At 64.1% G+C, this 16,451-nt stretch carries 19 protein-coding genes; 12 read left to right on the forward strand and 7 right to left on the reverse strand.

The genetic code is table 11. The features are described 5' to 3' along the window. Nucleotides 1-62: 62 nt before the first annotated feature. From IVA80_RS08770 to IVA80_RS08785, 4 genes are all read left to right on the forward strand, one after another. Nucleotides 63-959, forward strand: coding sequence for a cytochrome c oxidase subunit 3 (locus tag IVA80_RS08770; protein WP_247428062.1), 897 nt, complete (start codon nucleotides 63-65; stop codon nucleotides 957-959). 96 nt (nucleotides 960-1,055) lie between these two features. Continuing rightward, nucleotides 1,056-1,457 carry a DUF983 domain-containing protein gene (locus tag IVA80_RS08775; RefSeq protein ID WP_247428065.1) on the forward strand — a complete coding sequence of 134 codons (402 nt, stop codon included), beginning with the start codon at nucleotides 1,056-1,058 and terminating at the stop codon, nucleotides 1,455-1,457. After that, entirely contained in the window at nucleotides 1,454-2,206 is a 753-nt protein-coding gene (locus IVA80_RS08780) for an SURF1 family protein (RefSeq protein ID WP_247428068.1), read from the forward strand. Before IVA80_RS08775 ends, IVA80_RS08780 begins: the two co-directional genes overlap by 4 nt. Nucleotides 2,207-2,318: 112 nt before the next feature. Beyond that, complete coding sequence (locus IVA80_RS08785) at nucleotides 2,319-2,684, forward strand: nuclear transport factor 2 family protein (RefSeq protein WP_247428070.1); 366 nt, start codon at nucleotides 2,319-2,321, stop codon at nucleotides 2,682-2,684. Here IVA80_RS08785 and IVA80_RS08790 read toward each other — a convergent pair. Beyond that, the gene (locus IVA80_RS08790) at nucleotides 2,681-4,018 is read right to left on the reverse strand and encodes a histidine kinase (RefSeq protein WP_247428073.1); all 1,338 of its coding nucleotides are present in this window, start codon (nucleotides 4,016-4,018) and stop codon (nucleotides 2,681-2,683) included. The two genes, IVA80_RS08785 and IVA80_RS08790, sit on opposite strands and share 4 nt — an antisense overlap. An 86-nt stretch (nucleotides 4,019-4,104) precedes the next feature. Here IVA80_RS08790 and IVA80_RS08795 point away from each other — a divergent pair, with 86 nt between their 5' ends. The 5 genes from IVA80_RS08795 to IVA80_RS08815 all read left to right on the forward strand — a co-directional run bounded on the left by IVA80_RS08795 (nucleotide 4,105) and on the right by IVA80_RS08815 (nucleotide 9,412). Then, nucleotides 4,105-4,749, forward strand: coding sequence for a response regulator transcription factor (locus tag IVA80_RS08795; protein ID WP_247428078.1), 645 nt, complete (start codon nucleotides 4,105-4,107; stop codon nucleotides 4,747-4,749). Nucleotides 4,750-5,308: 559 nt separating this feature from the next. Further along, on the forward strand, nucleotides 5,309-6,727 hold the full coding sequence (thrC, locus tag IVA80_RS08800) for a threonine synthase (RefSeq protein ID WP_247428081.1): 1,419 nt from the start codon (nucleotides 5,309-5,311) through the stop codon (nucleotides 6,725-6,727). Beyond that, nucleotides 6,724-8,013, forward strand: a complete 1,290-nt coding sequence (locus tag IVA80_RS08805) for a pitrilysin family protein (protein ID WP_247428084.1) — start codon at nucleotides 6,724-6,726, stop codon at nucleotides 8,011-8,013. Before thrC ends, IVA80_RS08805 begins: the two co-directional genes overlap by 4 nt. Before the next feature lie 39 nt (nucleotides 8,014-8,052). Then, nucleotides 8,053-8,640 carry a GNAT family protein gene (locus IVA80_RS08810; RefSeq protein ID WP_247428089.1) on the forward strand — a complete coding sequence of 196 codons (588 nt, stop codon included), beginning with the start codon at nucleotides 8,053-8,055 and terminating at the stop codon, nucleotides 8,638-8,640. Between the two features lie 115 nt (nucleotides 8,641-8,755). After that, nucleotides 8,756-9,412 carry a hypothetical protein gene (locus IVA80_RS08815; RefSeq protein ID WP_247428092.1) on the forward strand — a complete coding sequence of 219 codons (657 nt, stop codon included), beginning with the start codon at nucleotides 8,756-8,758 and terminating at the stop codon, nucleotides 9,410-9,412. Between the two features lie 190 nt (nucleotides 9,413-9,602). On the opposite strand, the gene IVA80_RS08820 is transcribed toward IVA80_RS08815, so the two are convergent. The 5 genes from IVA80_RS08820 to IVA80_RS08840 all read right to left on the reverse strand — a co-directional run bounded on the left by IVA80_RS08820 (nucleotide 9,603) and on the right by IVA80_RS08840 (nucleotide 12,238). Beyond that, the gene (locus IVA80_RS08820) at nucleotides 9,603-10,088 is read right to left on the reverse strand and encodes an ATP F0F1 synthase subunit B (protein WP_247428095.1); all 486 of its coding nucleotides are present in this window, start codon (nucleotides 10,086-10,088) and stop codon (nucleotides 9,603-9,605) included. A gap of 5 nt (nucleotides 10,089-10,093) precedes the next feature. Further along, nucleotides 10,094-10,660, reverse strand: a complete 567-nt coding sequence (locus tag IVA80_RS08825) for a F0F1 ATP synthase subunit B (RefSeq protein ID WP_247428098.1) — start codon at nucleotides 10,658-10,660, stop codon at nucleotides 10,094-10,096. A 59-nt stretch (nucleotides 10,661-10,719) separates the two neighbouring features. Continuing rightward, on the reverse strand, nucleotides 10,720-10,950 hold the full coding sequence (locus tag IVA80_RS08830) for a F0F1 ATP synthase subunit C (RefSeq protein WP_007599451.1): 231 nt from the start codon (nucleotides 10,948-10,950) through the stop codon (nucleotides 10,720-10,722). Nucleotides 10,951-11,002: 52 nt separating this feature from the next. Continuing rightward, complete coding sequence (locus IVA80_RS08835; RefSeq protein WP_247428100.1) at nucleotides 11,003-11,752, reverse strand: F0F1 ATP synthase subunit A; 750 nt, start codon at nucleotides 11,750-11,752, stop codon at nucleotides 11,003-11,005. A gap of 111 nt (nucleotides 11,753-11,863) precedes the next feature. Continuing rightward, a complete protein-coding gene (locus IVA80_RS08840) occupies nucleotides 11,864-12,238 on the reverse strand; it encodes an AtpZ/AtpI family protein (RefSeq protein WP_028148709.1) in 375 nt (124 codons plus the stop codon). 360 nt (nucleotides 12,239-12,598) lie between these two features. On the opposite strand from IVA80_RS08840, the gene IVA80_RS08845 reads away from it, so the two are divergent. Next, complete coding sequence (locus IVA80_RS08845; protein ID WP_247428103.1) at nucleotides 12,599-13,120, forward strand: hypothetical protein; 522 nt, start codon at nucleotides 12,599-12,601, stop codon at nucleotides 13,118-13,120. A 149-nt stretch (nucleotides 13,121-13,269) separates the two neighbouring features. After that, nucleotides 13,270-13,743, forward strand: coding sequence for a secondary thiamine-phosphate synthase enzyme YjbQ (locus IVA80_RS08850; RefSeq protein ID WP_247428106.1), 474 nt, complete (start codon nucleotides 13,270-13,272; stop codon nucleotides 13,741-13,743). Nucleotides 13,744-13,806: 63 nt separating this feature from the next. Here IVA80_RS08850 and IVA80_RS08855 read toward each other — a convergent pair whose 3' ends face one another. Then, nucleotides 13,807-15,432 carry an MFS transporter gene (locus tag IVA80_RS08855; protein ID WP_247428109.1) on the reverse strand — a complete coding sequence of 542 codons (1,626 nt, stop codon included), beginning with the start codon at nucleotides 15,430-15,432 and terminating at the stop codon, nucleotides 13,807-13,809. A 343-nt stretch (nucleotides 15,433-15,775) separates the two neighbouring features. Between IVA80_RS08855 and IVA80_RS08860 the strand changes: the two genes are divergently transcribed. Continuing rightward, nucleotides 15,776-16,447 (forward strand): response regulator transcription factor, encoded by a 672-nt coding sequence (locus IVA80_RS08860; RefSeq protein ID WP_247428113.1) that lies wholly within the window; start codon nucleotides 15,776-15,778, stop codon nucleotides 16,445-16,447. Nucleotides 16,448-16,451: the final 4 nt, after the last annotated feature.

Raw genomic sequence — 16,451 nt, forward strand, 5'->3', positions numbered from 1 at the left:
CAGGGGTTGGACACAAGGGGATAGGTGCCGGACAGGCACGGGATTGAGGAGAGAGACCGCAAATGGCAACGGCGCACACCAAGCATCACGATTATCACCTGGTCGATCCGTCTCCGTGGCCAGCCGTGGGCTCCGTCTCGGCGTTCATCATGGCGGTCGGCGCGATCACCTGGATGCACCACATGTTCTCGGCCGCGCCGATCGTATTCGGCGTCGGCACCGTCGGTGTGCTCTACACCATGGCGAGCTGGTGGGGCGACGTGATCAGGGAAGCCCAGCACAAGGGTGACCACACCCGTGTCGTGCAGCTCCATCACCGCTACGGCATGATCCTCTTCATCGCCTCCGAGGTGATGTTCTTCGTGGCCTGGTTCTGGGCCTATTTCAACGCGGCGCTGTTCCCGGCCGATGCCGTTCACGCCACCCGCGACGCAGTGTTCGGCTGCGGCCTCGGCACCCAGGCCGGCGCCTGCGCCGTCCCCGGCACCTGGCCGCCGCATGGCATCGAGACCTTCGATCCCTGGCATCTGCCGCTCCTGAACACACTGATCCTGCTGACCTCCGGCACTACGGTGACCTGGGCGCACCACGCGCTGCTCGAGAACGATCGCCAGGGTCTGAAATACGGCCTGATCCTCACCGTCGTGCTCGGCGCGCTCTTCACCTGCGTGCAGGCGTATGAGTACAGCCACGCGGCGTTCTCCTTCGCCGGCAATGTCTACGGCGCGACCTTCTTCATGGCGACCGGCTTCCACGGCTTCCATGTGCTGGTCGGCACCATCTTCCTGCTGGTCTGCCTGCTCCGTGCCTATGCCGGCCACTTCACGCCGACCCAGCACCTCGGCTTTGAATTCGCCGCCTGGTACTGGCATTTCGTCGACGTGGTCTGGCTGTTCCTGTTCCTCTGCATCTATGTGTGGGGACACGGCGCCGAGACCATGGCCCACGGCGCACACTGAGCGGCTTTGAATCGACCAGAAGGGCGGCCGCAGGGCCGCCCTTTCGCTTTTCGGCCGCCGGCAGCTTCGGCGGAAACTGTGATAGAGTCCGCCATCATGAACGACACTGCCGGCCCGTCTGAGCCCGAGAATACCGTCCTGCAAAGCGCGCTACGCGGGCTTGCCTGCAAATGCCCGCGCTGCGGCCAAGGCAAGCTCTATGCGGGCTTCCTGACGCTCGCTCCTGGCTGCGACCGCTGCGGCCTCGACTATGCCTTCATCGATTCCGGCGACGGTCCTGCGATTTTCATCATCATGCTGGCCGGCGGGATCGTTGTTGCGTGCGCGCTCATCGTCGAGGTCAAATACCAGCCGCCGTACTGGCTGCATGCGGCGCTGTGGCTGCCGTTGATCCTCGCCACCACGCTGCTGCCGCTGCGCGCGATGAAGTCGCTGCTGATCGCGCTGCAATTCCATCACAAGGCGGCGCCGGGCCGGCTGGTCGACCGCGCGAAATGAACGAGACGGCCCACAAGCCCCGCGTGGCCGGCTTCGCGCTGTTCACGCTTTTCCTGACCCTCGTCTTCGTCGCGCTTGGCCTCTGGCAGTTGCAGCGACGGCTCGCCAAGCACGAGCTGGTCGCAGCACTCACAGAGCGTCTCGCCGAGGCACCCGTCGCGCTGCCGCCGCCTTCGCAATGGGCTGCGCTCAATCCGGCGCGCGATGAATTCCGCCGCGTCAGCTTCACCGCGACCTACGCAGCCTCGCCCGATGCGATGGTCTATTCGTCAGGATCCGCCGTGCGCAAGGACGCCTCAGGTCCCGGTACCTGGGCGTTCCTGCCGGCGCGGCTTCCGAGCGGCGAGATGGTCGTCATCGATACGGGCTTCGTCGAGAACACGATGCAGGACCGCAATGTCGAGGATCGTGCGGTGAAGAAGCTCGTGACCGGCGCACCCGTCATGCTCACCGGTTATCTTCGCTTTCCCGAGGCGCCTGGCTGGATGACGCCGGCGCACAACCGCGACAAGCGGCTCTGGTTCGTGCGCGACCACCTAGCGATCGCAAGCGCGCTCGGCTGGGGAACGGTTGCACCGTTCTACGTCGACCTCGAGCAACCCGGGCCCGAGAATGGTATTCCGCGTCCCGGCCCGCTCGGCGTGCATCTGAAGGACGATCACCTGCAATACGCCATCACCTGGTTCGCGCTCGCGGGCGCGGTGCTGATCGCATTCGGCATCTGGGCGAGGGGACGGAGACCGGGTTGAAACGTCCGAGGTTCCCGGAGGAACCCGGTATCGCCCGGGGTTTATTATTCAGCGCATATTCACGAGGGTGGTCCTAAGCCGCCTGCGAATTTCGCGGCAGACAGGATTTGGTGTGAGCGATTTCGACCAGATGGGACTTGTCGTCGACTGGGTGGACGCCTGCCGGAAGGGCGACCTCCCGACGCTGCTCGACCTCTATGCGGACGACGCCCGGGTCGAATGCATGTGTAACGGCACGCGACACTATCGCGGACGCCGCGAACTCGAAACGTATTGGGGACCGCGGCTCAGCACCTTCTCGTCGGCAGGCTTCGGTCTGGAGGAGATCAATCCAGTGCCGCATGGCATCGATCTCGAATATTCCGTCGCGGGCTCGCTGCGTATCCACGCTTCGTTTCGTTTCAGTCCCGAAGGTAAGATCCATAGCACATTGTGCGAGCCGGCGCGGCAGACTCCCCTCGCTGATGGTGCGTGCTAGCCGGATGCCGGCTGGTCTCGCGCCGTCTCGACCGGCAGGCGACAGCGTACATAGGTTCGCTCGTCCGCGCGCAGCAGTGACAGCGATCCGCTGAGCGCGCGCACGCGCTCGTGCATGCCGGTCAGGCCGCGGCCGAAGACGTTGCCCTCGGGAAAGCCGCCGCCGTCGTCGGAGATCTCAATAGCGAGCGCCTCGCCGGCAATGCTCGCCTGCACATGGGCATTGTTCGCCCCGGCGTGGCGCAGCACGTTGGTCAGCGTCTCCTGGATCAGGCGATAGACGGTCTGGGCCAGCGGTCCGTCGATCTCATTCAGACCAGGATCGATCGTGGCCGTCAGGCTGATATGCGGCGCCTGTTTGTGAAAGTTCTGGAGCAGCGTCTGCACGCTGGTCTCAAGCCCCAATTCCTCGATGTAGAGCGGCCGCAGCCGGTCAAGGATGCGGCGGTTGGTCTGCTGGAGCGCCTCGACCGATCGCATCACCTCCTGCGCCGGGTTGCCGAGAGTTCCCGCCGGCGAGGCCTCGCTCAGCGCGATCGTGCCGGCGCGGATGCCGAACAGCAGCGGTCCGAGCTCGTCGTGCAGCTCGCGCGCGAGATCGCGCCGCTCGTCGTCCTGGAGCGACACCAGGCGGTGCAACAAGTTGCGATTATCCTGACTCAACTGCGCGAGCGTCATCGCCAACGCATTGGCTTCCTCGCAGCTCTGCCGGATCTCCGGCGGTCCTGCGACCGGGACAGGCGTTGCATAATCGCCGCGCCGGATTCGCGTGAGGCCCGCGCCGAGATTTTGCAGGGGGCGCAGCGCCGATCCCGCAAAGAGATAGGCAATGGTCCCGGTCAGGACCATCAGCACGGCAATGAGGCTCGTCAGCGCCAGGAAGCCGATCCATTTCTCGAACAGGTCGGCTGACAGATCGGGCATGAACACGATATCGCCGACATGCCTGCCGTCGATGACCACCGGGGATGCTGCGTCCATCTCCGGGATGATGAGCAGGTCGATGAACCATTGCGGCACGCCATGCAGGTTGCGCAGGTCGTCCTTCGGGGAGGGCGCAGGACCCGCTTCCACGGCACGGAATTGGATATCGGAGGAGTTACCCAATGAATGGACAAAGACATCCAGTGTCTGCCGCGGATTGTCCGAGGCGCGCAGGGTATTGTTCAGCGCGGCGGCGACCGTTCGAGTCGAGCGCCGCCCCGGCTCTTTCTCGTCAGCCAGCTGGCCCGTCGCGAAGGTCTGGAGCAGCACGCCGCCCATCATCAGCGCGGCGAGGAAGCTCACGCCGAGCGGAAGAAACAGTTGCGTTCTGAACGAGAGGCGTTGCCACATTAGGCCAATTCTAACGCGCATCGGCGGGATTTGCTCTTTCCATTTGTTCCCGCAGGTCTATGAGTCGAAAAACAAGAGAGCTTGCAATGCAAGATACCGCCAAACCGGCGACCCGAATTCTGATCGTTGACGACCATCCTGTGGTCCTGTCGGGGTGCCGTACCCTGTTCGCGTCCGACCATTCGATCCGCATCGACGAGGCAACCGACGCCAAATCCGGGCATCGCGCCTATGTCAGCAAGCGGCCCGACGTCACCGTCATCGACATCAGCCTGCCCGACGTCTCCGGCTTCGAGCTGATGCGGCGGATCCGCAAGGACGACCCTGATGCCAAGATCATCATGTTCAGCATGAATGACGATCCGGCCTTCGTGGTCCGGGCGGTCGAGCTTGGCGCGCAGGGTTATGTCTCCAAGGGCGACGATCCCCGGATTTTGCTCAAGGCGGTGCGCAAGGTGGTCGCGGGCGACAATTTCATTTCGCCGCAGCTGGCGGAGGCCGTGACGTTCTCCGGTGCAGCGATCAAGGCCAATCCGGCCTCGCAGATGACGCCGCGGGAGCTCGAAATTCTCCGTCTGCTCGGCCGTGGCGACAAGATCGTCGAGGTCGCCGAGGCGCTCGGCATCTCCTACAAGACCGTCGCCAACACCACGTCCCTGCTCAAGCAGAAGCTCGGCGCCAAGAACCATTCCGACCTGATCAGGATCGCGGTGGAAATCGGGATGAGCTGACGCCCCGGGCATTGGCGGCCTGAGCACCGAACCGGCTGCTCCAGGATGCAGCCGGTTCGGCTGGGCGGATCGATCTCGGCGCGCAACCGGGCAATGCATGGACGCCGCCGATACCATCCGCCGACACAATCGGCCGAAGTGACATTCGTTCCTGAATCACCCGCGCGTTCGGGAAAACGCGGCAATAGAGCGCGAGTGCCCGCACGGAGACGCTAGCGAAGCTCAAAACGTTCCGGGAAAAATAGGAACATCTTCCCGGATCCGTCGTTTTCGCCCTTGACGATTTCGTGGCGGCCGACGAGAATTTGGGCCGACGATTTTGGCGGGTCGGCGACCCGCACGAGGCAAATCGGTCTGCACATATCAACGACAGACCTTCCAAGAGGGGCTGCGGCATCGCCGCAGCCCTTTTCGTTGGGCGGGGCATCGGCGGGAAGCGGTTTCCCGATGCCGCAAAACACTTTAAGGTGGCCCAAAGCCTCTGGCTGTTGACAAGTAGTTTCCTAAAATCAAAGGCTTATGGACCGAGCTCAGGCCCGGCCGGCCTTTGGAGGGCAGTTTGACTCGTTATATCTCGACCCGGGGCCAGGCCCCAGAACTCGGCTTCTGCGACGTGATGCTGACAGGGCTCGCCCGCGACGGCGGCCTGTATGTGCCGGCGATCTGGCCGCAGCTGGCGGCCGAAACCATCGCTGGCTTCTTCGGCCGCCCCTATTGGGAGGTCGCAGTCGACGTGATCCGTCCGTTCGCCGGCGGCGAGATCACGGACGCCGAACTCGGCCGTATGGCAAACGAGGCCTATGCCACTTTCCGCCATCCGGCGGTGGTGCCGCTGCGCCAGATGACGCCGCATCAATTCGTGCTGGAGCTCTTCCACGGCCCGACGCTCGCATTCAAGGATGTGGCGATGCAGCTGATCTCGCGCCTGATGGACCACGTGCTCGCCAAGCGCGGCCAGCGCACCACCATCGTGGTTGCGACTTCCGGCGACACCGGCGGCGCTGCGGTCGAAGCCTTCGCAGGGCTTGAGAATGTCGATCTCATCGTCCTGTTTCCGCACGGCCGCATCTCCGAGGTGCAGCGGCGGATGATGACCTCGACAGGCGCGGCCAACGTCCATGCGCTCGCCATCGAAGGGACGTTCGACGACTGCCAGGCACTCGTGAAGGGGATGTTCAACAACCATCGCTTCCGCGATGCGACCTCGCTCTCCGGGGTCAATTCCATCAACTGGGCGCGCATCGTCGCCCAGGTGGTCTACTACTTCACGTCCGCCGTTGCCGTCGGTGCGCCGAAGCGCATGGTGGATTTCGTCGTGCCGACCGGCAATTTCGGCGACATCTTTGCCGGTTATGTCGCCAAGCGCCTGGGGCTGCCGGTGCGCACGCTGCGTATCGCCGCCAACGTCAACGACATCCTGGCGCGCACGCTCAAGACCGGAATCTACGAGGTCCGCGAGGTGCACGCCACGGCGTCGCCCTCGATGGACATCCAGATCTCTTCGAATTTCGAGCGGCTGCTGTTCGAAGCCGGCCGGCGCGATGCGGCCGGCGTGCGCCGTCTGATGGAGTCGCTGAAGCAGTCGGGGCGCTTCGTGCTGCCCGACGCGACGCTGGCCGCAATCCGTGAAGAATTCGACGCCGGGCGGGCAGACGAGACCGAAACTGCGGCCGCGATCCGCGCCGCCTGGCGCGAGGCGGGCGAGCTGGTCGATCCCCACACCGCAGTCGCCCTCGCTGTCGCCGACCGCGACACCACCGACACGACGGTTCCCAGCATCGTGCTGTCCACGGCTCATCCGGCCAAATTCCCCGATGCGGTCGAGGCAGCCTGCGGCCAGCGGCCGCAACTGCCGGCCTGGCTCGACGGTCTCATGACCAAATCCGAACACATGAGGGTGATGAAGAGCGATCAGGCCGAGATCGAGCGGTTCGTGCTGTCGGTCAGCCGCGCCGCAAAACAAGGAGTTGCCGGATGAGCGTCGAGATCTCCAAGCTTGCCTCCGGGCTCACCGTCGTCACTGACAAGATGCCCCATCTCGAGACCGCATCGCTCGGCGTCTGGGCCGGCGTCGGCGGACGCGACGAGAAGCCCAACGAGCACGGCATCTCGCATCTGCTCGAGCACATGGCCTTCAAGGGGACGACGAAGCGCTCCTCGCGGGAGATCGTGGAGGAGATCGAGGCGGTCGGCGGCGACCTCAATGCCGGCACTTCGACCGAGACCACATCCTATTATGCGCGGGTGCTGAAGGCGGACGTCCCGCTTGCCCTCGACGTGCTCGCCGACATCCTTGCCAATCCCGCTTTCGAGCCGGACGAGCTGGAGCGCGAGAAGAACGTCATCGTGCAGGAGATCGGCGCCGCGCAGGACACGCCCGACGACGTCGTGTTCGAGCATCTCAACGAGCTCTGCTATCCCGGCCAGCCGATGGGACGCTCGCTGCTTGGGACTGCAAAGACCTTGCGTAGCTTCAACCGCGACTCGCTGCGCGGCTATCTGTCGACGCATTATCGCGGGCCCGACATGGTGGTGGCGGCCGCGGGCGCCGTCGATCACGAGCAGGTGGTTGCCGAGGTCGAGAAGCGTTTTGCGAGTTTTGAGGCAACACCGGGCCCAAAGCCGCAATCAGCACAGTTCGGCAAGGGTGGCGTCAAGGTGGTGCATCGCGAGCTCGAGCAGGCGCATCTGACGCTGGCGCTGGAAGGCGTGCCGCAGACCGATCTGTCGCTGTTCTCGCTTCAGGTCTTCACCAACATACTCGGCGGCGGAATGTCGTCGCGGCTGTTCCAGGAGGTGCGCGAGAAGCGTGGCCTCTGTTACTCCATCTACTCGTTCCACGCGCCCTATACCGACACCGGCTTCTTCGGCCTCTACACCGGTACCGATCCGGCCGACGCGCCGGAGATGATGGAGGTCGTGGTCGACATCATGAATGATTCGGTGGAGACGCTGACCGAGGCCGAGATCGCGCGGGCCAAGGCGCAGATGAAGGCGGGCCTCTTGATGGCGCTGGAGAGCTGCTCGTCCCGCGCCGAGCAGCTTGCCCGGCATGTGCTGGCCTATGGCCGGCCGCAGACGGTCGAGGAGCTGGTGGCCCGGATCGACGCGGTCAGCGTCGAATCGACCCGGGATGCGGCACGTGCACTGCTTTCGCGGAGCCGGCCTGCGGTTGTCGCATTAGGCAGTGGCAGGGGTCTGGACACGGCGGTGTCTTTTGCGGAAGGATTGACCCGGGCACGTGCCAAGGCGCGGCTGCATTAGGAGCGGCGCACGGGCTGATCTGCCCCGGGAAGCATCACCATGGCCCTCTTTCGCCTGCCGTCCAGTGGACCCGCCGCCCTCGCGCCGCGCGGCAACGGGCTGTTGCTGCGCGCACCGCAGATGTCCGACTTTTTGCAATGGGCCCATCTGCGCGAGACCAGCCGCGACTACCTCACGCCCTGGGAGCCGATCTGGCCGTCGGACGATCTCACCCGGTCCGGCTTCCGCCGGCGCCTGCGCCGCTATTCCGAGGACATTGCCGCGGACCGCTCCTATCCCTTTCTGATCTTCCGTGAGCTCGACGGTGCCATGGTCGGCGGCATCACGCTCGCCAATGTCCGCCGTGGCATCGTCCAGGCCGGCACCATCGGCTATTGGGTCGGGAAGCCTCATGCCCATCGCGGCTACATGACCGCTGCGCTGCGGGTGCTGCTGCCGACGCTGTTCGGCGAGCTCAATCTGCACAGGGTCGAGGCCGCCTGCATCCCCACCAATACGCCGTCGATCCGGGTGCTGGAGAAGTGTGGCTTCTCCCGCGAGGGCCTGGCGCGCCGCTATCTCTGCATCAACGGGATCTGGCAGGACCACCTGCTGTTCGGTCTGCTGCACGAGGATTTCCGCGGCTGAGCCCTGCCAAGCCTGTGGCCAAAGTCATTGGGACCGCCTTGGGTTCGCCGATTTTGACGATATAACGCGCAAGCCCGGCCGGCGACCGGCCGATTGTCATGGAGTATGGGCGTTGATGGTGAAGAAGCTTCGGTCATCGCGGAATGCGTTGCGGTGGAGGGCGGGGATCGCGCTGACGTTGTCGGTTGCGCTCGCCGGGGTCTCGCCGGTGGCGGCCCAGTCCTTGAGCGAGCGCTTCAAGGGCCTGTTCGGTGGCAAGTCCGACGAGCCGGCCCAGCCCAAGCCGGCGCCCGCGCCCGGCCAGCCGGCGGCCGATGACGAGGTCGATTGTCCGCAGGTCACGGTGCGCGCCGGCGCCTCGACCTACGCGGTTGGCAGCACCGGCAAGCCGGCCGTCGGCAATGACGTCCGCTTCCAGGCTTCGATCACCAAGATGGCGCGCGAATGCTTCCGGAACGGCGGCGATATCACGGCCCGGATCGGCATCCAGGGCCGCGTCATCGCTGGTCCCGCGGGGGCACCTGCTACTGTCGAGGTCCCCTTGCGCGTTGCGGTGGTGCAGGGCGGCGTCGGCGAGAAGGTGATCGCCTCGAAGGCCTACCGGACCACGGTCGAGATGTCCGAGGGCGGCAGCGTGCCCTTTACCTTCGTCGCCGAGGATCTGGCCTATCCGTTGCCCTCGGCCAAGATCGCCGATTCCTACATCTTCTATGTCGGCTTCGACCCGCAGGCGCTCACGCCCGAGCCGAAGGCGCGGGGGAAGAAGAAGTAAGTCGAGAGAAGAAAGCCGTCATGCCCCGCGATGGCGGGCATCCAGGACGCCGCGGCTTCTCCGGACTACTCGGGCGCTCTCGAACACTGGATCACATGCTTTCGCGGGTGATGACGTCCATTTGTGCGGTACCTGACAAACAAAAAGCCGGCGCTTTGCGCCGGCTTTTTGATTGTTGAGGACTAACCCCTCAGTTCAGCTTCTGCCGAACCTCGGTGATGCCCTTGGCGAGCAGATCGTCGGCGACCCGGCCCTTGACCGACTGCGACAGGATCGTGGAGGCGGCCTGGACGGCGGCTTCCGCGGCTGCGGCACGGACGTCGGCAAGCGCCTGGGCCTCGGCGAGCGCGATCTTGCTCTCCGCTGTCTTGGTGCGGCGGGCGACGAAGTCTTCCATCTTCACCTTGGCGTCGGCTGCGATGCGCTCGGCCTCGGCCCTGGCGTTGGCGATGATGTCGGCGGCCTCGCGTTCGGCGGTGGCACTGCGCGCTTTGTAGCCGGCGAGCACCTTCGCCGCCTCCTGCTTGAGACGCGTCGCGTCGTCGAGCTCGGCTTTGATGCGGGCGGCGCGATGATCGAGCGTGGTCAGCACGGTCTTGTGGATGCCGAGATAGGCGAACACGACCATCAGGATCACGAAAGCGACGGCGACCCAAAATTCAGGTTCGAAGAACATATCGACTAACCCTTCAAGGACGCGTCAACGGCGGCATTGACCGACGCAGCGTCCGGAACGACGCCCGTGAGCTGCTGCACGATGGTGCCTGCCGCATCGGCCGCGATGCCGCGGACGTTGCTCATCGCGGTCGTGCGCGTCGCGGCGATGGTCTTCTCCGCCCCGGCGAGCTTGGCCGCCAACTGTTCTTCCAGCGTCTTGCGTTCGGCTTCCGCCTGCGCATTCAGCTTCTCGCGGGTCTCGTTGCCGATCGCCTGCGCCCGCGCGCGCGCCGCAGCGAGCTCGCTTTCATAGGCCTTCAGCGCCGCATCGGACTGGTCCTTCAGCTTCTGCGCTTCGGCGAGGTCACCCTCGATCTTGTTCTGACGCGCCTCGATCGCACCGCCGATGCGCGGCAGAGCGAGCTTGGACACGATCACGTAAAGCAGGACAAAGAAGATCGCGAGCGACACCAGCTGTGAAGCGAAACTGCTGCTCTCGAACGGCGGAAAACCGCCACCGTGGTGACCACCATCAGCCTCGGTGTGGGCGCCCGCCGCCGGACCTTTTGCGCCGCCATGACTTTCAGCCATGGAGTACTCCTGTTGCTGTCATGCGCGCCGCTTCGGTTGAAGCGGCGCGAAGCATGTCCTCAGAGCGGAACGAACAGCAGCAGCAGCGCGATCAGCAGCGAGAAGATGCCAAGCGCTTCAGTCACGGCGAAGCCGAAGATCAGGTTGCCGAACTGGCCCTGAGCAGCCGACGGATTGCGAACGGCTGCGGCGAGGTAGTTGCCGAAGATCACGCCCACGCCGACGCCCGCGCCGCCCATGCCGATGCATGCGATGCCCGCGCCGATAAGTTTTGCTGCTGCCGGATCCATTTTTGACTCCTTGGAAGAAAGATTGGGTTGTGGGTGGAATTCCCCGGACCGCTCAGTGTCCCGGATGAATGGCGTCGTTGAGGTAGATGCAGGTCAGGATCGCGAACACGTAGGCCTGCAGGAACGCGACCAGGAGTTCGAGCGAGGTCAGGGCGACCGTGAGCGCCAGTGGCAGCACGCCGCCGACCCAGCCGAGGGCGCCGAGCGAAAAGCCGAGCATGGCGACAAAGCCCGCGAACACTTTCAGCGCGATGTGGCCGGCCAGCATGTTGGCGAAGAGACGGACGCTGTGGGAGACCGGCCGCAGGAAGAACGACAGGATCTCGATGAACATGACCAGCGGCAGGATGTAGATGGGGACGCCGTGGGGAACGAAAATCTTGAAGAATTTCAGGCCGTTCTTGTAGAGGCCATAGATCAGGACGGTGAAGAAGACCAGGAGCGCGAGCGCCGCGGTGACGATCAGATGGCTCGAGATCGTGAACGTGTAGGGGATGATGCCGACCAGGTTCGAGACGCAGATGAACATGAACAGCGAGAAGATCAGCGGGAAGAACTTCATGCCTTCCGCGCCGGCCGTCGAACGGATGGTCGAGGCCACGAACTCGTAGGAGATCTCGGCGACCGACTGGAGGCGCCCGGGAACCAGCTGCGTGCCGCTGGCGAGCATCAGGATCGAGATGATCGCAACCGCCACCAGCATGTAGAGCGACGAATTGGTGAAGGCGATCGTGTGGTTGCCGATATGGCCGAGGGTAAAGAGAGGCTCGATGTTGAACTGGTGGATGGGGTCGATTTTCATCAGCGCGGCATCTCTTGTCTGCCGGGCAATGCCGGCGGGTCTCGGTCTGCCGGCCGGGCCGGCCCGTACCGGCAAAGCCGGCACGATTATTCCTCATCTTGTGGGGATCAGCTACGAACCACCGCGCCTGTTTTGACCCGCGCCCGCCGTTCTCACCACATTCACCACGCCGGCCACGAAGCCCAGCAGCAGGAACACGATAAATCCGAAAGGCGACGTCGACAGCAAGCGGTCGAACCCCCAGCCAATCCCCGCCCCGACAACGACCCCGGCGACCAACTCGGAGGATAACCGGAAACCAAGCGCCATCGCCGAGGCTCTGGCCGCTCTGTCTTCACCGTCACCTGCGGGTTGCTCGGTCTTGATCCGTCGGTCCCGGAATTCGGACAACCGCTGATCAAGATTTCCGAGCCGTTCGGAAAGCGCAGCTTCCTCGGACGATCTATCGCGATCTCCATTCTCGCCGTGCCCCGTGCCCTGTGTCATGCAACGAAGACCCGAAACGCTGCGGCTGAATGGAAATTACGCCCGCCACCCTCAAAAGCCGCGCGGACCATACTGATGGCCCATAATCAAGTCAAGCCAAGTCACGATTGCGTCGTTTTCCATTATGTAATTGATTTACTTGATGATATTGACGCGTCCGACAGCGCTGCACACAGCGTGACGCCGCACCGCAGCAGCTCTTCTCATGATCGGCGAATACGACTGCCATTTCGCCCTCCTGACGGGATCAAAGGGATTGCCGCAATCGTTGATATCGGTCGAGCGTTTCGGGCGGCAAGATTGCCTCGCCGGGGTGTAGGATTGAAGAGAAGCCGCAGCAGCGCCATGGCGGAGAGCGCGATGAGACCAGCGAATTCATCCACAGCATCATGGCTTGCAGCGGCGGTATTCGCCGCGGTGATGACCATCAGCGGCGGCCCCGTTGCCGCACAGTCCGCGCCCGACGGCGAAAACGGCCGCTACAGCATGACGCCCATCCCCGAAGGCGTGCTGCGGCTCGACACCCGCACCGGCACGATGTCGACCTGTACGAAGAACGGCACCGGCTGGGCCTGCTACACCGTGCCTGACGAACGCGCCGCATTCGATGCCGAGATCGGCAGGCTTCAGGCTGAGGTGGAGAAGTTGAAGGGGCAGCTCGCGGCCGGGCCGACCGTGTCGGGCGAGGTCGACGAGGCGCTGCCGAAGTCCGATCCCTTGAAGAAGGCGAAGCCGAAGGTCGCAGAGGGCGACCGCACGATCGAGATACCGCTGCCGAGCGACCAGGACGTCGACCGCGTGATGTCGTTCCTCGAAAAGGCTTGGCGTCGGTTGATCGACATGGCCAACCGGGTGCAGAAGGACGTGTCGGGGAAGATTTGAGGACCCCTTCGCGCTATCGATGGGTTGAGCTGTCGGGTGGGCAAAGGCGCGAAGCGCCGTGCCCGCCACCTTGATGTCGTTGCTTGGATTGATGGGCACGCTTTCCGCTTTGTCCACCCTACCGCGGCTTCCCGAGTTGAGAGAATTTGATGACATCAGCCAAATCCGTCACGCGCTCGGCGCCATCGACAGTGCAAGCCACCACGATCGCATCGTCGCTGCTCACGGTGCAGACGCCAGGCCGCGGCTTCACCGATCTCACCAGCGAAGCTGCGAAGTTCATCAATGGGATTCATGCGCGAGACGGCGTGCTGATGCTGTTCATCCGTCACACCTCGGCTTCGCTCACGATCCAGGAGAACGCCGATCCATCCGTGCTCGTCGATCTCACCATGGCACTGTCGCGGCTCGCGCCGGAAGACGCCGGCTGGACCCACGACACCGAAGGGCCGGACGACATGCCGGCCCACGTCAAGACGATGCTGACGGGGGCCTCGCTTCAGGTCCCGGTCCTGAACGGCAAGCTCGCACTCGGCACCTGGCAGGCGATTTATCTGATCGAACATCGCAAGCGCCCGCACCGGCGTGAGGTCGTGCTGCAGTTCATCGGCAACGATCACTAGCCCGCAAAACAAAACCGGCCGCGGAAACCGCGGCCGGTTCGTGTTGCGGATCGGTGCTGCCGATCAGGTCGCCTTGATATCGACGTCCTTGGTCTCGGGCAGGAAGAAGAAGCCGATCACGACGGTGATCGCCGCGAAGATGACCGGATACCAGAGACCCGCGTAGATATCGCCGGTCGAGGCCACGATGGCGAAAGCGGTCGCGGGCAGCAGGCCGCCGAACCAGCCGTTGCCGATGTGGTAGGGCAGCGACATCGAGGTGTAGCGGATGCGGGTCGGGAACAGTTCGACCAGCATAGCGGCGATCGGGCCGTACACCATGGTGACGAAGATCACCAGGATGAACAGCAGTCCGATGACCGCCGCCACCTGCGGCCGGAAGATGTCGAACGGATGCGCCATCTTCACGATGCCGGCGTCGCCAGTCTTCGGATAGCCCGCCGCCTGCACCGCGGCGAGGACCGCTGCGTTGCCGTCCTTGGCGTTGGCGTAGGCAACTTCCTTGCCGTTGACCATCACCTTCACGCCGGAGCCTGCTGCGCCAGATGTGGTCGAGTACTTGACTGACGACTGCGACAGGTAGGCGCGTGCGGTATCGCAAGGTGAGGTGAAGACGCGGGTGCCGACCGGGTTGAACAGGTCGCCGCAGCCCGCGGGATCCGCCACCACCTCGACCTTGGTCTGCTCGATGGCCTTTTCCAGCGCCGGGTTGGCGTTGGTGGTGATCATCTTGAAGATCGGGAAGAAGGTCAGCGCCGCGATCAGGCAGCCGCCGAGGATGATCGGCTTGCGGCCGATCTTGTCGGAGAGCACGCCGAACACGATGAAGAAGCCGGTGCCGAGCAGCAGCGACCAGGCGATCAGGAGGTTGGCGGTGTAGCCGTCGACCTTGAGGATCGATTGCAGGAAGAACAGCGCGTAGAACTGGCCGGTGTACCAGACCACGCCCTGGCCCATCACGCCGCCGAGCAGCGCGAGCAGCACGAGCTTGCCGTTCTGCCAGTTGCCGAATGCTTCCGTCAGCGGCGCCTTCGAGCTCTTCCCTTCGTCCTTCATCTTCTGGAAGATCGGCGATTCATTCAGCCGCAGCCGGATCCAGACCGAGACGCCGAGCAGGAGCACCGAGACCAAGAACGGAATGCGCCAGCCCCAGGCGGCGAAGTCGGTTTCGCCGAGGGCAGAGCGCGTGAACAGGATCACCAGCAGCGACAGGAACAGGCCGAGCGTCGCCGTGGTCTGGATGAAGGAGGTGTAATAGCCGCGCTTGCCGTTCGGCGCGTGCTCTGCGACATAGGTTGCCGCACCACCATATTCGCCGCCGAGCGCCAGGCCCTGGGCAAGGCGCAGCGCGATCAGGATGATCGGGGCCGCGATACCGATGGTCGCAGCGTTCGGCAGCAGGCCGACGATGAAGGTCGACAGACCCATGATCAGGATGGTGACGAGGAAGGTGTACTTGCGGCCGACGATGTCGCCGACACGGCCGAACACGATCGCGCCGAATGGGCGGACCAGGAAGCCGGCGGCGAAAGCCAGCAGCGCGAAGATGTCGCGCGTCGCCGGCGGATAGGCCGAGAAGAACTGCGCGCCGATGACCGAAGCCAGCGATCCGTAGAGATAGAAGTCGTACCACTCGAAGACGGTACCGAGCGAGGAGGCCAGAATGACGAAACGTTCGTCCTTCGTCATTCCTCCCGCGCGTGCTTGAGACACAGCCATTGTCGACATGTTACGTTCGCTCCCCGAAATGCGTTTCCTCGCGCCCCGGATGTCCGACATGCCGGATCAGCCCAGGTCTTGCCCGCAAGGTAACATCGGCGTGAAACCGGCCCCAATACGACTTTCGGCCTTGCGCACTGAGGCTCGCCTGACACCGCGGACCTTCAATCCGGCACTATCGCGCTCGACTGTGGATTAACCCCGTTGCCGCAAAGGGATAATGTCCACTTGCATGCCACGGCCGGTCGGGAAAGAATTGACCAGGGCCCCGGGCCGGCTTACTGGCCCCGATGCGACTGCCAGCAAGAGAATGATGAACGCTCCCTCGACCCATCTCGTCATTGCCGATGACCATCCCCTGTTCCGTGATGCGCTGCGGCAGGCGGTGGCGGGCGTCCTGACCTCGGCCAGGATCGATGAGGCCGGATCGTTCGAGGATCTCACCAAGGTTCTGGAACAGACATCCGACGTCGATCTGGTCCTGCTCGACCTCTCAATGCCCGGGATTTCCGGCTTTTCCGGCCTGATCTATCTGCGTGCGCAATACCCGGCGATCCCGGTGGTGATCGTCTCGGCCTCCGACGATAGCGCCACGATCCGCCGCTCGCTCGACTTCGGCGCCTCCGGTTTCATTCCGAAGCGATTCGGCGTCGAGACCTTGCGCGACGCGATCCTCAAGGTGATGGAAGGGGACGTCTGGGTTCCCGCCGACACCGATTTGTCGGCCGCCGCCGACCCCGACATGACGCGGCTGCGCGACCGCCTGGTGACGCTGACCCCGCAGCAGGTGCGAGTCCTGATGATGTTGTCGGAAGGATTGCTCAACAAGCAGATCGCCTACGAGCTCGGCGTCTCCGAAGCCACCATCAAGGCGCATGTCTCGGCGATCCTGCAAAAGCTCGGCGTCGAGAGCCGCACGCAAGCGGTGATCGCTGCGGCGAAGATCGCCGGTGGCCAGTGGAAGCAGGGCACGCCGACGGGGTGATCCT

This window comes from Bradyrhizobium sp. 139 (assembly GCF_023074175.1).
GTDB lineage: Bacteria > Pseudomonadota > Alphaproteobacteria > Rhizobiales > Xanthobacteraceae > Bradyrhizobium.

Coding starts and splice junctions, on each gene's coding strand:
- IVA80_RS08825 (WP_247428098.1), bottom strand. CDS start 10,660: ATGGCTGAAAGTCATGGCGGCGCAAAAGGTCCGGCGGCGGGCGCCCAC.
- IVA80_RS08845 (WP_247428103.1), top strand. CDS start 12,599: ATGAGACCAGCGAATTCATCCACAGCATCATGGCTTGCAGCGGCGGTA.
- IVA80_RS08855 (WP_247428109.1), bottom strand. CDS start 15,432: ATGACGAAGGACGAACGTTTCGTCATTCTGGCCTCCTCGCTCGGTACC.
- IVA80_RS08835 (WP_247428100.1), bottom strand. CDS start 11,752: ATGAAAATCGACCCCATCCACCAGTTCAACATCGAGCCTCTCTTTACC.
- IVA80_RS08805 (WP_247428084.1), top strand. CDS start 6,724: ATGAGCGTCGAGATCTCCAAGCTTGCCTCCGGGCTCACCGTCGTCACT.
- IVA80_RS08850 (WP_247428106.1), top strand. CDS start 13,270: ATGACATCAGCCAAATCCGTCACGCGCTCGGCGCCATCGACAGTGCAA.
- IVA80_RS08830 (WP_007599451.1), bottom strand. CDS start 10,950: ATGGATCCGGCAGCAGCAAAACTTATCGGCGCGGGCATCGCATGCATC.
- IVA80_RS08780 (WP_247428068.1), top strand. CDS start 1,454: ATGAACGAGACGGCCCACAAGCCCCGCGTGGCCGGCTTCGCGCTGTTC.
- IVA80_RS08860 (WP_247428113.1), top strand. CDS start 15,776: ATGAACGCTCCCTCGACCCATCTCGTCATTGCCGATGACCATCCCCTG.
- IVA80_RS08840 (WP_028148709.1), bottom strand. CDS start 12,238: ATGACACAGGGCACGGGGCACGGCGAGAATGGAGATCGCGATAGATCG.
- IVA80_RS08795 (WP_247428078.1), top strand. CDS start 4,105: ATGCAAGATACCGCCAAACCGGCGACCCGAATTCTGATCGTTGACGAC.
- IVA80_RS08775 (WP_247428065.1), top strand. CDS start 1,056: ATGAACGACACTGCCGGCCCGTCTGAGCCCGAGAATACCGTCCTGCAA.
- IVA80_RS08770 (WP_247428062.1), top strand. CDS start 63: ATGGCAACGGCGCACACCAAGCATCACGATTATCACCTGGTCGATCCG.
- IVA80_RS08820 (WP_247428095.1), bottom strand. CDS start 10,088: ATGTTCTTCGAACCTGAATTTTGGGTCGCCGTCGCTTTCGTGATCCTG.
- IVA80_RS08815 (WP_247428092.1), top strand. CDS start 8,756: ATGGTGAAGAAGCTTCGGTCATCGCGGAATGCGTTGCGGTGGAGGGCG.
- IVA80_RS08790 (WP_247428073.1), bottom strand. CDS start 4,018: ATGTGGCAACGCCTCTCGTTCAGAACGCAACTGTTTCTTCCGCTCGGC.
- IVA80_RS08810 (WP_247428089.1), top strand. CDS start 8,053: ATGGCCCTCTTTCGCCTGCCGTCCAGTGGACCCGCCGCCCTCGCGCCG.